We start from the raw sequence: 17519 nt of genomic DNA, 5'->3' as shown, positions 1-17519 counted from the left end.
TCTATTTTAAAAGGCTCCCTCTTTATATTATTTTTTATTTTTGTAAACTAATAGTATAATACTCTGAGATAAATAACTTTTTACCTACGGCCTTTTCTATGGCATCTCTGAAATCTTTATTTTTTACTACAATAGTACCTTTTGTTCCTGTAATTTTGAGCTCTACTGGCCTATCAAACATCTTATTTGTAATCTCTACATTTAAAACAACACCTACTTGAGGATATGCTGACGATATTTGATCTCTTGTAATATTTACATTCCACCAGTATGTAGCATATTTAGAATTATCATAAGGATCGGGTTTTCCTTTTAGATAAGGAACATCGCTACCACCCCATGCAAAAGTCGAATCCACTGTATATCCTCCTGCAGATGCACTGTACACAGTATCTGCTAAGCCACCATTGTAAGTTACAACTTCACCTTTAGTAGCTTTTATCAAATTATCGACCTTATCATTTACTACAGAAAGTCCTTTATATACTTGTGATAATGTAGAATCATATACATCAAAAATCTTTTTATCACTAATCCGTATTAACGCGTATGTCCTGGCTGCTAATGTTTGAGCTTTTAAAGCTTCTTCATGCCAAGAAGAAGGCATTTCTGCAGGTACTACACCTCTTAAATATTCTTCTAAAGGCAATATGTTTATTAAATCCAAATTCTTAGAACTATTATTTGGATATATCTTAAATTCGCCTGCATAAGGAAGTGGATTACCTTTATTTATGTATGACAGTACCCCCGTGTCACTTGGTATTACTCTAACAGCATCTATGCTTACTATCGTTTGTGGAAGTTGAGTACTATCATCTATTACTTTATCATTGGTAATTACAATATTTCCATCCATATATTTGAAAGATGTTGTAGATTGTGCTGGACACGCTATTTGGTTTTCTACTATTTGTTCTGTAACGTTATCTTTTGTTTTGTATACTACACTATACGGCTGGTCGCTGGTAATGTTTATATCTGGACTTCCTAAATCTAAAGAAATCTTTACTTTGATATTAACATTATCCGTATTACGTTTTTCTATATTGACACCTGTATAATAGTACTTAATTATCTCATCATATTTATATTCTTGTTCCGCCATACCCTTTGCACCAAATTGAGTCATACCCACTCCATGGCCATATCCGCCTTTTCCTTGGACATAAAAACCTTTTACAGCTTTCACCTGATTGTTTATTTCTATTACTTTTGTGATAGTATTTATACCAGCAATTCCGTCAACAGCTAAAGAATAATATTTTTGAAAATCCATTACTGCATTTAATGTATTATCATCATAAGTTCCTGTAATATCTTTTGTATAATAGCCTATTTCCTTAAGTAATGTTTGTAATAATTTTACATCATCGCCAGTATCCCCTTTTTTCATATTCCTTGAAAACCCACTGGGATACTGAATTTTTGGTGAGTCTGTAGGTTGAGATGCTTGCTGGTCTTTTCCAGCCAATAAACCTTGTATTGCTTTTTGTGTGAGAGGTCCCACAATTCCATCCGGAGTCAAATTATTTGCCTTTTGAAATTTTATAACTGCATCCCGTGTTATCGAACCAAAATAGCCTGTCGGTGTAGTATTAAAATATCCTAATTTTGCAAGAGCATTTTGAAGCTCTTTTACATCGTTCCCTTGCATTCCATACTTCAAAGTCCTTGTCACTGTACTTTGAGTTTGGTTTGAATTGCTGGAGTTCTGTGTCGTGTTAGTACTTCTATTTACATCTCCTCTGGAAGGTAAACTTACATTTAACTTCTCCGAAATAGCTTTTTGTGTGAGAGGTCCCACAATTCCATCCGGAGTCAAATTATTTGCCTTTTGAAATTTTATAACTGCATCCCGTGTTATCGAACCAAAATAGCCTGTCGGTGTAGTATTAAAATATCCTAATTTTGCAAGAGCATTTTGAAGCTCTTTTACATCGTTCCCTTGCATTCCATACTTCAAAGTCCTTGTCACTGTACTTTGAGTTTGCAGTGAAGTATTAGAAGTTTGAGTTGTTGCCTTAGAAATAGCATTTAATTTATCCATAAGAGCTTTTTCTGTTAACGGCCCATAAATACCATCCGGTACTAAATTATAATCCTTCTGCAAACGCATAACAGCATTCTTAGTAGCTGGTCCAAAATAATCAGTAGGATTAGCAGTAACAAAGTAACCTGCCTTATTGAGATTTTGCTGTAGATGCCTAACTTCTGGGCTGCGCATTCCATACTTTAAAATTGTAGCAGCATAAGCACTATTAGCTAATGACAAAACTAAAGTTGAAGAAAGTAAAACGCTAATTACTTTTTTGTTATTCATTATAGCTTCTCCTCTCCCTTCTTCCCAAGTGTTTCAACTTAGGAAGACATTAAAAATTACGTTTTTTTAGATTATGTATATAAAGTAAGAGACACCAATCCAATAAGTTATATCGTCATCTTTTTAAAATACTTTACTAAGTATTCCTGCGTTCTTTACATAACCTAATATTCTACACTAATCATTAAAAATCCTGCTTTTTTTAAAAAAATCTCCGTAGAAAATTCTTCCATATGTTGAAAATAAGAAGGCTTTTAAAAAATAATGTCGAATTTGAATAGATTACAAATAAAAACACCTACACAAAAATATAAAAAGGGTATTGAATTTTTTACTGACCTGTGATAATATATCAAATGTAATAACTCGCCGAAGTGGTGGAATTGGCAGACGCGCTGGACTCAAAATCCAGTGGGGCTCACACCCCGTGTGGGTTCGACTCCCACCTTCGGCACCAATTAGAAATGAAGGATTAGCCTCCTCAAGCGAGTTCGGTGTTGCTGGGGAGGTTATTTTTATTTTACAGTAAAGCTTCGCAACCTATTTAATGCAGCAGCTACTTCCTGAAGTCTTGGCAATGCCAAATTGCCCGGATGCTTACCATAAAAAGAAGATACCTCGTCCAGTCCTTTTTCGTATATATCCTTATATACCTTTTTTAATATTTCCTTTATACTGCTTTTTTCATCTACATATTTACTAGCAATATAGCGTATTATCTCCCCTATTGCATTTGTTTGACTTTTGTCTACTAATTGTTCCACATAATCCAATTCGATTTCTTGGTATCCAAATCTAATAGTATCCTCATCTTTTGACTTTATCTTTTTGCCTTTTACCTCAAGCCCTTTTTTAAGAGGAATTCTTGGTTTTATAACTATAGGCTCATTATTTCCCTCAACTTCCCTATTTGTTTTAAATTGTTCAGCAATTTTCTTTGCCTCTTGTGTCACATCATAAGGTCTATAGTTGTGCATTTTAATTACGCAATTTGCAACATCAAAATAATCTCCACTGCCACCCATAACTAAAATCGTAGAAATGCCATTATCTTTATATAGCTGTTTTACTCTATCAATAAAAGGAGTTATAGGTTCTTCTTTTTTTGCAATCAGTTTTTGCATCCTCGCATCCCTTATCATAAAATTAGTAGCTGAAGTATCTTCGTCCAAAAGCAGTAAGCTAGTGCCTATTTCTATCGCCTCAATAATATTTGCTGCTTGAGAAGTACTGCCACTGGCATTTTCGGTAGTAAACCTTGTGGTATCTACGTTATTTGGCAAATTATTTATAAAAGGACTTATGTCTACTTTTTCTATCCTTCTGCCATCCTCTGCTCTTATTTTTACTGCATCAGCTACAGTTATAACAAACTCTCTGCCATCACCTGGTATGTGATTGTATACCCCTTTTTGAATAGCTTGTAACAAGGTAGACTTGCCGTGATAACCGCCGCCCACAATAAGCGTAACTCCTTCGGGTATTCCCATCCCCGTTATCTCTCCTCGATTTGGAAGTTGAAACTTAATCCTCAAGCTATCCGGCGACTCAAAAGGTACTACATTACCGCCTTTTAAAGGTCTATCACTTATGCCGCTTTCTCTAGGAAGAATCGCACCATCAGCCACAAAAGCCACAAGCCCTCTCTCTTTTAGTTGACTTCTAAGGTAATCTTGGTCTTCCACTGTCTCAACCCATAGCCATATATCTTGTACGTCGAGGCTCTTTTTTAAAAGACTTTTTTCTACAATTTGAGGTAAAAATTCAAGAAATATTCTTTGGGCACCACTGCTATTTATTCGTCTACCAAAAGCAGGAAGTCCTATGCTCAATCTTGCTTCTACATAATCTTTGTTAACTACCATTGCACTTCTTTTAATTATTTGTTGACCACCTTTGTCTATGTAAATATCCCCACTATGTCCTGTACCTTTTAAAGAAGGCAACCTTTTTATAACTTCAAAAACTGACCTTGTCAAAAAATCTTCTAAAGCAACTTGCCTTGAGGGATTGTTATACATGGAAAACTCAAAATCAGCTATATTTTGAGGCACTTTAACCCTTATCCTTGAAGGAGGTGCAAAAGGGTCTCCCTGAACATGGTCAATATACAGTATAAATTTTTCAAACTCATATTCTCCTTCAAGGTCTTTGTAAGCTTTATACCCCTTTCCATCTATTTTATCAAGCTTTTTCTTAAGGTATTCTTTTGTCATCTGTAAACACTCCTTTGTTATAATTTCCATACATTTTTTATATTCTAATTTCCACTTTTATTAAAAATACATTCCTTTTACAAATTCATTTTGAAAATCTTCATGAGTTGATAGTTCTATATAGCTTATTTTACTTTGTAGATGTATAGCTCTTTCCAATTCTTTATCAGAAAGCAATGCCATTATCGCACCAACTCCAGCACTATTGCCTACTTGAAGGATTTTGCCTTGAAGTTCCTTTGGTAAAAGCCCAATTGCTATTGCACTCGCAGGAAGAATATAATTTCCAAATCCTCCTGCCAAAAAAACTTTTTTTATTTCATTTACATCAATGCCCATTTCTTTTATCATGATGTTAATGCCAGCAAGTATGGCACTTTTTGCCAGTTGTATTTGCCTTATATCTTTTTGTGTCACATATATTCCATCTTCTATCAAAAATGCCGGTTCACCTTTGTAAACAGTTATCCTTTCTGCAATATCAACAGGTACATTTTTAACTTCTTCTTTAGACAAAAATCTGCCAGTAATATCAACAATGCCGTACTTCAAAAGTTCAGAAATAATATCTACAATACCGGAGCCACATATTCCTTTAGCTTTTTTATTCCCTATTGTAGTATAAAAAGGTCTTTTACTAAAATCTACATGGTCTATAGCTCCTTCTACGCCATTTAGTCCAAAAGTTATTCCTGCTCCTTCAAAAGCAGGGCCTGCTGCTGCCGAAGAAGCAATAAGGTTATCTTTATTCCCCAATACCATTTCGCCGTTGGTTCCTATGTCTACAAGCAAACATAGTTCCTGAGATTGGTCAATTTTGTTTGCCAAAACCGCTGCCACAGTATCTGCTCCTACATAAGAAGATATAAGCGGTAATGTTATTACGTATCCTTCCTTGTTTATGTTTATGCCAATTTCTTTTGCTTTTACTTCTATCTTTGAGGTAAAAGTCGGCACATACGGAGATACTGCTATATTCTTGGAAGATACATTTAAAAGAAAATGTATCATTGTAGGATTACCCACTGCCACAATTTCATGTATATCGCTTTTGTCTATGGAATTTTTTACACAAAACTCTTCTACAATCTCATTTATTTTATTTATTAGAGCTGAATGCAACTGATATAATCCTTGAGAATTAGAAATACTATAAGTTATTCTCGTTATAACATCAGCCCCAAAAGTTCTCTGTGGATTTAAACATGAATACACATCTACTTCCTTACCTTCATCTAAGTCATACAAATAAGCAGCAATAGTAGTAGTTCCTATATCTAATGCTATACCATAGTTGTATTGTTTTGAAGCAGCTTTTTTAATAGAAATTATTTCATTTTTTCTAATAGTAATATTTACCTTATAATCATTTTCTTCTAAAACTTCAGGAAGATTACTTAAAAGCTCTAAAGGAATTTCTATTTCTCCACCCACAGCCTCTTTAATTCTTTTAACATAGTCTCTTTGGTCGTTTAAAGTTGGTCTTCTAATATCTACTGTAGAAGTTTTTATGCGAGGGTGTGACTCAATACTTAACAAATTATTTTCTTTCGTCAATATCTTTGCTTTTTGCTCTTCAGAAAGTACTTTGACCTCTAAATCCCTATCTATCTCAACAAAACACGCAAGCCGAACATTGTTTTTTATTTCTTTATCTGTCAAAAAGTATTTTTCATCATCAGAGATATCAAGTTCCTCATTTAATATAACTTTACATTGACCACAGATCCGACTACCACCACAAAAATTGTTAAGTCCTATTCCATTTCTTACAAGAATATGAAACAAATTTTCTCCTTCATTTGCTTCAATAACTTTTGTATTACTACTAAAATGTACAGTCACTTTATATTTAGATTCACCGGGAACATTTCTATAAATACAATCTTTTGCTTCACAATCGTCACAGACTGATTTTTTTACAAGTCTTTTGACATTTTCCCCTACTCCACATACAAAAGACACTGTTTTTTGGGGTGTTATGATAAAACTGTGATTAATATTTACACCGATTTTTGAACTGTCCACAAGTTTACAAATCACAGCCTGATTTTTTATGTCCCATTTATTTCCTGGGTAAAAAATATCTGTAACTTCTTTACCATACTTTTGCGCGTTTTCTCTTACCTCTTCCCAAAAATTATTCGTCAATATTTCAAGGAACACGCCTGCAATAACATCTAAAATCATTCCTTTTGTGTAATTACTTTCTGAAAAATAATCATTTACCCTTTTATCTATTCTATCTCCCAGTGTAATGATTGCTAAAATTATATATTCCGCTTCTTTTAAATTTTTTACTATATAATCCCCAAACAAATAATCTCCAGTTTTAAAGATTATTTTATTTTCTCTCTCATCAATATGAAAATTATCACATACTTGGTGAATCATTTTGTAATCTATCAAATTTTGTACTTCGCCAGTTGCTTCCTCAATTAAATATTGATCCACATCAAAATTCATGTTTTTTAATTTTTCTAATGACAAGTCTTTTACTTTTTGCACAACATCTTTACTAAACATTTCCACACCTCATTAAATCCCATATTGTCATACCGTTTTGTTTATTATTATAAATTTCTATAGTAAAAATCGCAAATAAAAATTTATATAGAAAACCTCCCTCTATTATCTTTTATTTTCTCTTAATATCTTAGTTTTTCTTTAATTTTCTCATCACAACAAGAGCATCTCATGGCTTATATTATCATTTCTTACTTATCTAACCATTAAATAGGTAAGTTTAATAAACCTCATATCCTATTTCCATATTATGGCGGGATAGCTCCACTTATCTCATGGGGTTTACCCTCCCATGTCTCACTGGATCTCCGTCCTTAATTCCTTCGTTCTACCTGCCATGAGGTGGATGTCATTTCTGCTCCATTGCAGGGTCTTTGCCCGTATGGTGATTATTTTTTATGACAATTCCCGCTCTTGTTGTCAATATACCATCTTGACTAGTTGTTTTTGCTTTATTTCTTCCTTTACCTTTTATGTCACGTCGTTCACACTTTCGTTTTCCCTAAAAATTAATTCTTCTTAAGGATCAGCTTTTTAGATGTGAGTAAGTTAAAGCTGAAGAGAAGATAATTAACCCTTAATTGATTTTATAGTATGTTGGCACTTTTTATGCAGCTTCCTGTAAGGCTGGCCTCTTTATATCCTTCATCATCTTGATTGGGTCATATTTTACTCCTTTCTTTAATATGACATAAAATATCCTTATCAGTTTGTTGCACAATACTATTAGTGATTGCTTCTTTTTAACGGGTTTTGCGCTCTGGTAGTGTAATATTTGTGAAGTTCACGAAACTCTTCGTTTTTGCAACCAAGGCCATTACTGCAGTAAATAGTACTCTCCTCAATCGTTTCCTCCCTCTTTTACTTATTGTTGTTTCTCCTTTATACTTACCAGAGCTATTCTCTACTAGGTTTAATCCTCCTAGTTTTTGTATCTGTTTTGGATGTTCATATTTCTCAATGTCTCCTACTTCTGCAATAAACCCTGCTACTGTATTCATCCCTATCCCTTTGATTTCTAGTAGTTCTTTAACCCCTGGTATCTCAACTATTAATTCTTCCATCTTCTTCTCTATTTCTTCAATTTGTTTTTTGAGAAATTCGTATTGTTCAATGAGAGTCTTTATCTCGTATTCCGCCATCTTTATGCCCTGCTTCTTCCCTATGCTCTCCTTAGCAGTTTCTATCAGCTTTATAGCCCTTTTTTCTCCTACCCCTCTTTGTACTTCTTTCTTCCATATCGATATTATTTCTTCAGCACTCTTTTTTGCTATCTTCTCAGGCGTTGGAAATTCTCTTAATGTGATAAGTGCTGCTTTCCCTTCCCAGTCTGAAAATACGGTGTTAAACTCCGGAAAGTATATGTCCATCCATCTTGTTATTTGATTTTTTGTCATCCCTATTTGTTTGTTCAACCTGTCTTTTATGTCCATCGCTACCCTTAATTCTGCATATACTCCTTCAGGTATTGTCGGTTCTACATATCTCCCGTCTTTTACTAGCATTGCTATTGTTTTTGGGTCTTTTTTATCGCTTTTTGTGGGAGAATTGTCATCTAATTCTTTGCTCCTCTTTACATGGAATGGATTAACCAATACTACCTTTATGTTATTGTCTTTAAGGTATTGGGCAAAACATAGCCAATATTGCCCTGTCGGTTCTATCCCTACTATTAGTTTGTTTTTCTTATGTCTCTCCATCAAGTCTTTTGCCCATCTAAGAAATTTTGTTATACCTTCTCTATTGTTCTCAAATCTTAGGTATTTTCCATATTCTACTCCTCTGTAGTCAAATGCTCTGGCATAATGGCTTTCTTTTGCTATGTCTACTCCCGCAATTAATGTGTCTTCTGTTACTTGCAAAATCTTTTCATTTTGTGTATACTTCATTTTAGGTACCTCCTGTTTATTTTGATAATTCGAGGTAAGTTCTAGAACTTACACTCTGTATTTTATCAGGAGGTACTTATTTTTTCAAAGTTCATTCTCCCTTATTTTTTATTCATTACAGGAATGCTCTACTTATCACAAAATGCATTTGACATTTCAGGGTTTTTCTCATACTATATAGTATAGTGTAATTAAAAATAGATTAGCAGTTTAAAATTTCTCTAAAAAATTTTTAAATTAAAGCAAACTTATTATTGAAATTTACAACAATATGTCTTATAATGAATTGAAATTATTTTTAAGGAGCAGCGATGCTCTGCAAAGCCTATGCCTTTGAATTACTTATATCAAGGTTTTAGGCTTTTATTCTGAGCCAAAACTTATGAAAGAAGGTGTTAGATGCGTTGAAAAAGTTAGATCAAACCCAAACTCCTTTATTTGATGCCTTAATGGAATATGTAAATAACAATACTATCCCTTTTCACGTGCCAGGCCATAAAAAAGGTGTGGGAATGGCAAAAAAGTTCTTAGACTTTGTGGGCAAAAATGTATTGTCAATGGATGTAACAGTGTTTCAGCAAGTAGACAGCTTGCACAAACCTACTGGACCAATTAAGTATGCCCAAGAATTAGCAGCAGAAGCTTTTGGTGCCGACGCTACCTTTTTCTCTATACACGGAACATCTGGTGCAATTCAAGCAATGATTTTAAGTGTAATGGGAGAAGAAGAAAAAATTATCGTTCCTCGAAATATTCATAAATCTGTAACGTCAGGAATTATATTAAGTGGTGCTATACCTGTTTATATGCAACCAGAAATTGATAAAAATATCGGTGTTGCATTAAATGTCACCCCAGAAACAGTAGAAAGAGCGTTAAGAGAACATCCCGATGCAAAAGCTGTTTTAATAATAAACCCGACTTATTACGGAGTTTCTACGGATATAGTAAAAATTGCTGAAATTGTTCATGATTATGGCGCTATACTCATGGTGGATGAAGCTCACGGACCACACCTTAAATTTAACGAAAAATTGCCTATTTCAGCGATGGAAGCAGGAGCCGATATCTGTGCACAGAGCACTCATAAGATTATTGGCTCAATGACGCAGAGCTCGATGCTTCACGTTAAAGGCGATAGAATTGATATTAATAGAGTAAAACAAGTAATGAGTTTACTCCAGACAACAAGTCCTTCATATATATTGTTGGCTTCCTTAGATGTTGCAAGAATGCAAATGGCTACAGAAGGAAGAGAATTATTAGATAAAACAATAGAATTAGCAGAGTACGCTCGAAAAGAGATAAACAATATAAAAGGACTCTACTGTTTTGGTGAAGAAATTGTTGGCCGAGATGGTGCCTATGACTTTGACCCCACAAAAGTTACAATAACAGCTAAAGGCCTTGGAATAAGCGGCCATCAGTTAGAGAAAATATTGGCAGAAAGATATTATATACAACCTGAACTATCAGATATGTATAATGTTTTATGTGTATTCTCTATTGGTGATACAAAGGAAAAAGTCGATTATCTCTTAAGGGCTTTAAGAGAAATAAGCGATGAATTATACAATGAAAACATTGAAATAGCGAAACCTATAGATATACCAGAAATACCAGAACAAGTAGTATCACCAAGATATGCTTTTGGCTCCTCCACTGTTGCACTACCTTTAAGAGAAAGTGTAGGGCAAATAAGTGCCGAGTTTTTGATGGCTTATCCTCCAGGTATTCCAGTGCTTTGCCCAGGGGAAAGAATAACATTAGAAATTATAGAATATGTAGATAAAATGAAAGAAGCTAACTTAAGCATACAAGGCACCGAAGACCCGGAAGTAAATTATATAAAAGTAGTAAATGACCGGCAAGTTTTAAACGTGATAGCATAATGTTTTACTAAAAAAGGAGTATCTTTCACAAAAAGATACTCCTTTTTTAGTAGCTATTTTAAATATTTTGACAGCTTTTCAACTAAATGCTCTTTAGGCATAAAACCTATAACTTTGTCTACCATTTTTCCATTTACAAAAACTCCCATCGTAGGTATGCTCATAATTCTATATTTAGAAGCGATTACTGGATTTTCATCTACATCCAGTTTTGCCACTTTCATCTTATCTGCGTATTCTTCCGCAAACTCCTCTAACACTGGAGCCATCATTAAACAGGGTCTACACCATTTAGCCCAAAAATCTACTAAAACAGGTTTATTAGAATTGTATACTTCCTCTGCAAAAGTCTCATCTGTGACATTTACTGGTTTCATTTGTGTATACACTCCTTCTACTTGCTTTTGTACATTTTCATTTATCGAGAAATTGATTTATAATACTCTTCAATTTCGTCATATGTCATAGCCCCATTGCTAATTGCTCTTATAATCCCGTTTTTATCTATAAAATAGGACATAGGTATAAATTGAACCTGATAATCGTAAATAGTACTTAAGTCAGTATCCAGTAGTACAGTAAATTCATATCCTTTTCCTTCTAAATACTGCTTTACTTTTGATGGGCTTTCACCCAAATCTATTGCAAGTAAAACCGTATCATCTTTATGGCTTTTTATAAACTGATTTAAAGCTGGCATTTCAATTATGCAATAAGGACAAGTTGTTGCCCAAAAGTTTAGTATAACTTTTTTTCCTCTTAAGCTCGACAAGGTCACAGTATTGCCATCTAAATCTTTTAACGTAAAATCTGGTGCTATATCTCCTACTTGATTCCCTATCTTAGGCTCACTTTGCTCAGTTGTATTTGAATTTACATTTGAACTTGTATTTTGATCTTCATTATTGCTAGGAGAATTATTTTCTGCCACTTGAGAAGGTGCAGGCTGCACACTTTTTGTGTAATTATTCAACACAAAAATAAGTGCCCCTATAACTATCACAGCAATTATAGTAAAAATTAAACTTTTATTTTTCACACTAACCACCTCTTAATAAAAATATCCACTTATCTTGATTAGCATGTTAAAATATAAGAGAACTCCAAATATTATGAGAATAACCCCACTTATTACCTCTATATAAGGCAATATTTTGTTAATCCTTTTATACATACTTTTAAACTTGTCAATCAATAAGGCTGTAATTATAAAAGGTATACCAAGCCCCATAGAATATGCAAAAAGCAATATCACGCCTACACTTAAAGTACTGACAGACCCAGCATACAACAATATCGAAGCGAGAATTGGACCTACACAAGGTGTCCATCCTGCTGCAAAAGTTATACCCAATACTAATGACCCTATATAACCGGTCTGTACCTTTTCCATATTTATTAATTTGACTTCTTTGTTTAAAAATATTGGTCTAAAAATCCCAGTCATTTGAAGTCCAAAAAGCACAATTATTATCCCACTTACTTTCCTAAAAATGTCTTTATAGGCTAAAAAAAGCTTTCCTAGTTGGCTTGCAGTCGCCCCCATTAAAACAAACACTATGCTAAATCCCAAAACAAAGAGAAGCAAATTTATTAAATTATTCTTTTTATTTCCAAAAATATATGACACATAAGCGGGAATTAAAGGCAAAACACAGGGTGATAAAAAAGAAACAATTCCTGCTAAAAATGCAGTGTAAATTGGCACATCTACACCTCCCTCCCCTATAGGGTATAACTATCAAATATTATATTACAATTATAACTACAATACAATAGCGTTCATATATAATAAAACACCGCTATTCATGTTTTTACCTATCTATAACCATTTTTTCCTTACATTATAAATTATACAGTTATCTTTTGAAAATATAAAAAAACAGGCTTTCGCCTATTAAACAATTACTTCTATTTCTTTTAAATCTTCATCGGGTATAAGTGAAGCAGCCTCCTTATCAATTATTATAGTTACATCGGGATGTAAAGCTAAAACAGTAGCAGGCACTTTAGTAGTCAATTGTCCTTTTATAGTTTCTTTTATTGCCTCTGCTTTATTTTTTCCAGATGCCAAAAGGACAATTTTCTTTGCTTTCATGATACTTCCAAGTCCCATAGTAATCGCCTTTCTTGGCACTTCCTCTGCGCTTTTAAAAAATCTCTTATTAGCATTTATCGTCTTTTCAGTCAAAGTAACCACATGTGTTTTTGTCTCTATACTTTCATCTGGCTCATTAAACCCTATATGTCCATTTATACCAATTCCTAATATCTGTAAATCAATTCCTCCTGCTTTTTCTATTTCTTCTTCATATTTTCTACATTCTTCTTCTAAATCCTCGGCTATACCATTTGGAATATGAACATTTTCTTTTTTAATGTTAATATGATTGAAAAAATTGTGGAACATAAAATAATGATAGCTTTGAGGATGGTCTGGAGATAAACCAATGTATTCGTCTAAATTAAAAGTAATGACATTAGAAAAATCTATTTCCCCTCTTTTATACATCTCAATTAAATGTTTATACATCCCCAGAGGCGTAGAACCTGTAGCAAGCCCTAAAACCGTATTAGGTTTTTCTTTGATTTGCTTTTTCACAATTTCTGCTGCCTTTTTACTCATTTCCTCATAATTTACAGTTATAATTACTTTCATCTTATGGCCTCCTTATAGTAAAATTAAATTATTTGTATTTAAAAGCACATCGGCTACCGCCCCAATAGCAGAAGCATCTTCACCAAGTTGAGCTACTTTAATGTCAAAATCAAAAGGCACAATCCTTTTCACTTTCTCCTTTAGCTCCTGGCGTATATCAATTTCATAGTTTAAAATGTCTCCTCCAATTATTATCACTTCTGGGTTTAAGATACTTACAATATTGGCAATACCCATGCTTAAATTTTTAATAAATTGAGATACAGCTTGTACACAAGCAGGATTTTGTTTTTTATATTCTTTTACTACACCCTCCATAGTTTTTACATAAGGCAAACTTTTAGAAACTGATTCAACTAAAGCAGACAAAGAAGCCTTTCTTTCAAAATAACCATAATCCTCGTAAGAATAAACTCTTTCAAAAGCATCCTCTCCTATGGCCATGTACCCTACTTCCCCTGCAGCGTAACTATTGCCTCGTAATAAAGTACCATTTACATATATTCCCGAGCCTATACCATTTCCTATGTTTATAAGCACAAAATTCTCTATTTCACGGCAACAACCAATCCATCTCTCGCCCAGTGCAGCATAATTTACACTGTTGTCCACGTAGATGTTATAATTAAAAATTTCACTCAACCTTTTCTTTAAATCAAAATTACTCCATTTCAATCCTGGTGCATCAACAATTCCTTTTTGTATATCTGTGATTCCTGGAAGACCAATACCAATTCCTATTATATTTTTATCTTCCTCAGCAAGTTCTTTTATCCCTTTCACAATTCCATTAAAAGCCTGTTCTTTAATGCCAGTTTCCCATTTTATCTTTTTTAAAATTTTCCCCTCTAAATTAGTCAGAATTCCTATCGAATTTGTAGATTCAACGCTTATCCCTATAACAAATCTAGCATCAGGATTAAAAGAAAGCTGTATAGGCTTTCTCCCTACTGTACCTTTTTCTCCGTAACCATTTTCTATTACCAAACCTTCTTCAATCAACTCATCTACAATGGCAGAAATAGTAGATTTGCTCATTTTTAAAACTTTAGAAACCTCTATTCTCGATATGGGTTGCATCTTTTTAATAACATCTAAAACATTGGCTTTATTGATATTTTTAATTAACCCTGAAGTGCCTTTAGTATAGTCTTTCAATATCTCGCCTCCATTAGTTCATTATCTGAACTAATTATCTAAAAAATTAGTTCGATATCCGAACATTTTCTTGTAATTATTATACCATAATAATTTGAAAAATGTAAATAATAAATTTTGAGACTACAAATATACAAGGAAGGTGCCTTATAATGAATAAAAAAATGAAATACATTGCAATAATTACTTTAATACTTTTATAGCCTTTGTGCAAAACTCCTGTTAAAAAACTTTATCCAACTCCTCAAATTTATCAAAGAGTATTAGTCTTTGCACCTCACCCTGATGATGAAACATTGGCTTCAGCTGGCCTTATTCAAGACACTATGAGATATGGTGGTGAAGTAAAAGTCGTAATAATAACTAATGGAGATTCCTTTAAAAGGGCAGTTATTGAAAATTATGACATTCCTTTTCCAACCCCTCATGATTTTTTGCGTCTTGGATACGATAGACAAAAAGAAACTCTCTCTACCTTAAAATACTTAGGAGTAAAAGAGGAAAACATTATTTTTTTAGGATATCCTGATAAAGGTTTAGTTTATCTTCTTGAAATAGTTTTTATATTGATATTACAATAATTCCTAATATAGCATTCTCCCTTTATTATTGCTCCATTAGAAATAATAGCATTCTAAGTCATCAGAAGTATAGTTTACTAAGTACATACAATCGCCTCCTAAATATCTCACAATTTTAAAATAGCACTTTTTTAAAAAGGTTACAATAATGTGTGTAAAATTTTAGTCTAAAAATATAACTATGCAAAAACTCAGCAACCTTCAAAATTTTGACAGACATGTTACAATCAAATAAGTTGACATTTTATGATAAATTTTTTACAATATATTGAGTAAAGGGGAGTAGTTCGCATAGCTTATATGTGGTAAAGTCAACATATCGGGAAACCCTGGCTTTACCTTAAAGAACGAGACCTTTACATAATATGTTTTACATATTATGTAAAGGTCCTAATTTATTTATAGAGCAAATATAATAGTTGGGGAGGCAATAAAATGGAGGCACTTGTCACATCATTTGTCCTTATCTTTACTTCTGAGATGGGAGATAAGTCACAGCTCATGTCAATGGCCTTTGCTACTCTTTTTAAAGTAAGGACTGTTCTTATAAGTATATTTATCGCAGCCTTAATAAACAATGGTATTGCTGTGATATTTGGTTCGTATATCACCGAATACATTCCCATTTTTTATATAAAATTTTCAGCTGCTTTATTATTTTTGTTTTTTGGAATTTCAACTTTAATAGAGGAAGAAACAAAACAGGAAAAAATAAAAAATTCAAAATACGGTCCTGTTGCAACTATTATAAGTACATATGTACTATCAGAATTTGGAGACAAAACGCAATTGGCTGCTATAGCTTTGACTGCATCATATAACAGTCCTCTGTACATATTAATAGGTACTACTCTGGGAATATTTTTAGCAGATGTATTAGGGATAATTGTGGGCATTTATTTTAATAAAAGAATCCCTTCAAAATATTTAAAATATCTATCTTCTTTCATATTCATCGCCTTTGGTCTTTCTACTTTGTATAAATTGTTTTTCTAAGTCAAAAACGGGTACTTAAGTTGTACCCGTTTTTGACCCTCTCATCGGAAGTTTTACCTGCCGTAACAGAAAACCATATTTCCTATTCTTGCCGCTATAGGAAGTGACCACAGCCACGCATTTGTAGAACTCTGGTCAAAATAATATAACGCTCCGTTTGTTGGGTCAACACCACTCAACGCATCTCTTGCCGCACTTATAGCATCAGCTGAGGCAGGTCTATTTATCCACCCATTTAACACAGGAGTAAATTGGTAATTTCCGTATGCATCGACTTGATATATCACGTCTTTTATAGTATTAGGGAAAATACCACTTTTAACTCTGTTTATTACTACGGCCGCAACTGCTACTTTAGCCTGGTATGGTTCTCCATCTGCTTCCGCGGTAACAAGTCGCGCAAGGAGGTCAAATTCCTCTTTTGTGTAGGGGATTACACCCCTTTCAATAGAACCTCTGCTGACATCCTGATATGTCCTATTAGAAGAAGTAGCACTGGGTATAATAAAGACTTGTCCAGGATATATTATGTCGCTTTTGTATCCGTTTACAGATTTGAGCATATCAACAGTAATGCCGTATTTTAAAGCAATTAAGTACAAGCTGTCACCTTTTTGGACAACATATGTGTTATCACTTCCCGGCACTTGTAAAACTTGTCCTGGGTATATTACGGTACTTTGAAGGCCGTTTAAAGACATCAACTTAGTATAGGTAGTTCCATATTTTTGGCTTATACCCCATAAGGTATCGCCGGGTTTAACTGTGTAAGTTGCGGCAAATATTGATTGGAAAATAAACAATCCGCCTATAACTGATGCGATGAGAGGTTTGACCTTGATGTGAATATTAAACATGTTGTTCCCCCTTTCGCCTCCGAGGTTAGTTGACGGGTTCGGGTGAGGGCCACCCTACCACGAAAGTGGATTCACCCCAATTTAGTTCCCCCGTACCCCTTATCGGGGATTCGGCATATTTTTAACTAAATTATAACCGGATATCTAATTTGTGTCCATATTAAACTGGTGGAAAGATAGGTACTTACTGGCACTCACTATAGCCACAGAAAGGACAAAAAACACATCCTCCTTCATGAACCAATTTAGCACCGCAATCCGGACATGCAAACACATTTACATTATTTTGATCAGCTTTATTTTCTTTTAGCTGTTTTTTATCCTCTGCCACTTGGTTTTTCATTTTAATCACCTCTATATATTGTTGTATTATTATAATAACACACAATATATAGGATTTCAAGAGCAAAGTTTGACAAAAA

The 17519-nt window shown here is 33.7% G+C and carries 13 protein-coding genes, 1 tRNA gene, 1 pseudogene and 1 riboswitch; of the genes and pseudogenes, 4 read left to right on the top strand and 11 right to left on the bottom strand.

The window, feature by feature from the left end:
* Positions 1-34 precede the first annotated feature (34 nt).
* Positions 35-2323 (bottom strand): peptidoglycan-binding protein, encoded by a 2289-nt coding sequence (locus THEBR_RS12775; RefSeq protein WP_012269270.1) that lies wholly within the window; start codon positions 2321-2323, stop codon positions 35-37.
* A 368-nt stretch (positions 2324-2691) separates the two neighbouring features.
* On the opposite strand from THEBR_RS12775, the gene THEBR_RS05095 reads away from it, so the two are divergent.
* Positions 2692-2780: transfer RNA gene (locus THEBR_RS05095), tRNA-Leu, on the top strand.
* Positions 2781-2838: 58 nt separating this feature from the next.
* Here THEBR_RS05095 and THEBR_RS05090 read toward each other — a convergent pair.
* From THEBR_RS05090 to THEBR_RS05080, 3 genes and pseudogenes are all read right to left on the bottom strand, one after another.
* Positions 2839-4539, bottom strand: coding sequence for an ABC-ATPase domain-containing protein (locus THEBR_RS05090; protein ID WP_012269269.1), 1701 nt, complete (start codon positions 4537-4539; stop codon positions 2839-2841).
* Positions 4540-4599: 60 nt separating this feature from the next.
* Complete coding sequence (locus THEBR_RS05085) at positions 4600-7065, bottom strand: ASKHA domain-containing protein (protein WP_012269268.1); 2466 nt, start codon at positions 7063-7065, stop codon at positions 4600-4602.
* Positions 7066-7672: 607 nt separating this feature from the next.
* Positions 7673-8954: pseudogene (locus THEBR_RS05080) on the bottom strand (IS110 family RNA-guided transposase).
* Between the two features lie 404 nt (positions 8955-9358).
* Here THEBR_RS05080 and THEBR_RS05075 point away from each other — a divergent pair.
* Positions 9359-10846, top strand: a complete 1488-nt coding sequence (locus THEBR_RS05075) for an aminotransferase class I/II-fold pyridoxal phosphate-dependent enzyme (RefSeq protein ID WP_012269266.1) — start codon at positions 9359-9361, stop codon at positions 10844-10846.
* A 53-nt stretch (positions 10847-10899) separates the two neighbouring features.
* Here THEBR_RS05075 and trxA read toward each other — a convergent pair whose 3' ends face one another.
* From trxA to THEBR_RS05050, 5 genes are all read right to left on the bottom strand, one after another.
* Positions 10900-11235, bottom strand: coding sequence for a thioredoxin (trxA, locus tag THEBR_RS05070; protein WP_341852832.1), 336 nt, complete (start codon positions 11233-11235; stop codon positions 10900-10902).
* A 29-nt stretch (positions 11236-11264) separates the two neighbouring features.
* Positions 11265-11885 carry a peroxiredoxin family protein gene (locus THEBR_RS05065; protein ID WP_003868750.1) on the bottom strand — a complete coding sequence of 207 codons (621 nt, stop codon included), beginning with the start codon at positions 11883-11885 and terminating at the stop codon, positions 11265-11267.
* Between the two features lie 12 nt (positions 11886-11897).
* Positions 11898-12554 carry a cytochrome c biogenesis CcdA family protein gene (locus THEBR_RS05060; RefSeq protein ID WP_003868751.1) on the bottom strand — a complete coding sequence of 219 codons (657 nt, stop codon included), beginning with the start codon at positions 12552-12554 and terminating at the stop codon, positions 11898-11900.
* Between the two features lie 189 nt (positions 12555-12743).
* Positions 12744-13505, bottom strand: coding sequence for a glucosamine-6-phosphate deaminase (gene nagB / locus THEBR_RS05055; RefSeq protein WP_012269265.1), 762 nt, complete (start codon positions 13503-13505; stop codon positions 12744-12746).
* 12 nt (positions 13506-13517) lie between these two features.
* Entirely contained in the window at positions 13518-14663 is a 1146-nt protein-coding gene (locus tag THEBR_RS05050; RefSeq protein ID WP_003868753.1) for an ROK family transcriptional regulator, read from the bottom strand.
* A gap of 206 nt (positions 14664-14869) precedes the next feature.
* Here THEBR_RS05050 and THEBR_RS05045 point away from each other — a divergent pair, with 206 nt between their 5' ends.
* Entirely contained in the window at positions 14870-15244 is a 375-nt protein-coding gene (locus tag THEBR_RS05045) for a PIG-L family deacetylase (RefSeq protein WP_003868754.1), read from the top strand.
* Between the two features lie 435 nt (positions 15245-15679).
* Positions 15680-16240, top strand: a complete 561-nt coding sequence (locus THEBR_RS05040; protein WP_003869452.1) for a TMEM165/GDT1 family protein — start codon at positions 15680-15682, stop codon at positions 16238-16240.
* Between the two features lie 53 nt (positions 16241-16293).
* Here the strand turns inward: THEBR_RS05040 and THEBR_RS05035 are convergent, their stop codons facing one another.
* Both THEBR_RS05035 and THEBR_RS12385 read right to left on the bottom strand, forming a co-directional pair.
* Complete coding sequence (locus THEBR_RS05035; RefSeq protein WP_012269264.1) at positions 16294-17097, bottom strand: cell wall hydrolase; 804 nt, start codon at positions 17095-17097, stop codon at positions 16294-16296.
* Positions 17097-17223, bottom strand: a riboswitch (cyclic di-AMP (ydaO/yuaA leader). Its footprint overlaps the gene before it by 1 nt.
* A 58-nt stretch (positions 17224-17281) precedes the next feature.
* Entirely contained in the window at positions 17282-17440 is a 159-nt protein-coding gene (locus tag THEBR_RS12385) for a hypothetical protein (protein WP_009052284.1), read from the bottom strand.
* Positions 17441-17519: the final 79 nt, after the last annotated feature.

The organism is Thermoanaerobacter brockii subsp. finnii Ako-1 (assembly GCF_000175295.2).
Taxonomy (GTDB): domain Bacteria; phylum Bacillota; class Thermoanaerobacteria; order Thermoanaerobacterales; family Thermoanaerobacteraceae; genus Thermoanaerobacter; species Thermoanaerobacter pseudethanolicus.
Note: the sequence above shows the minus strand (reverse complement) of the source record. Positions and strands in the feature narration are given on the sequence as shown.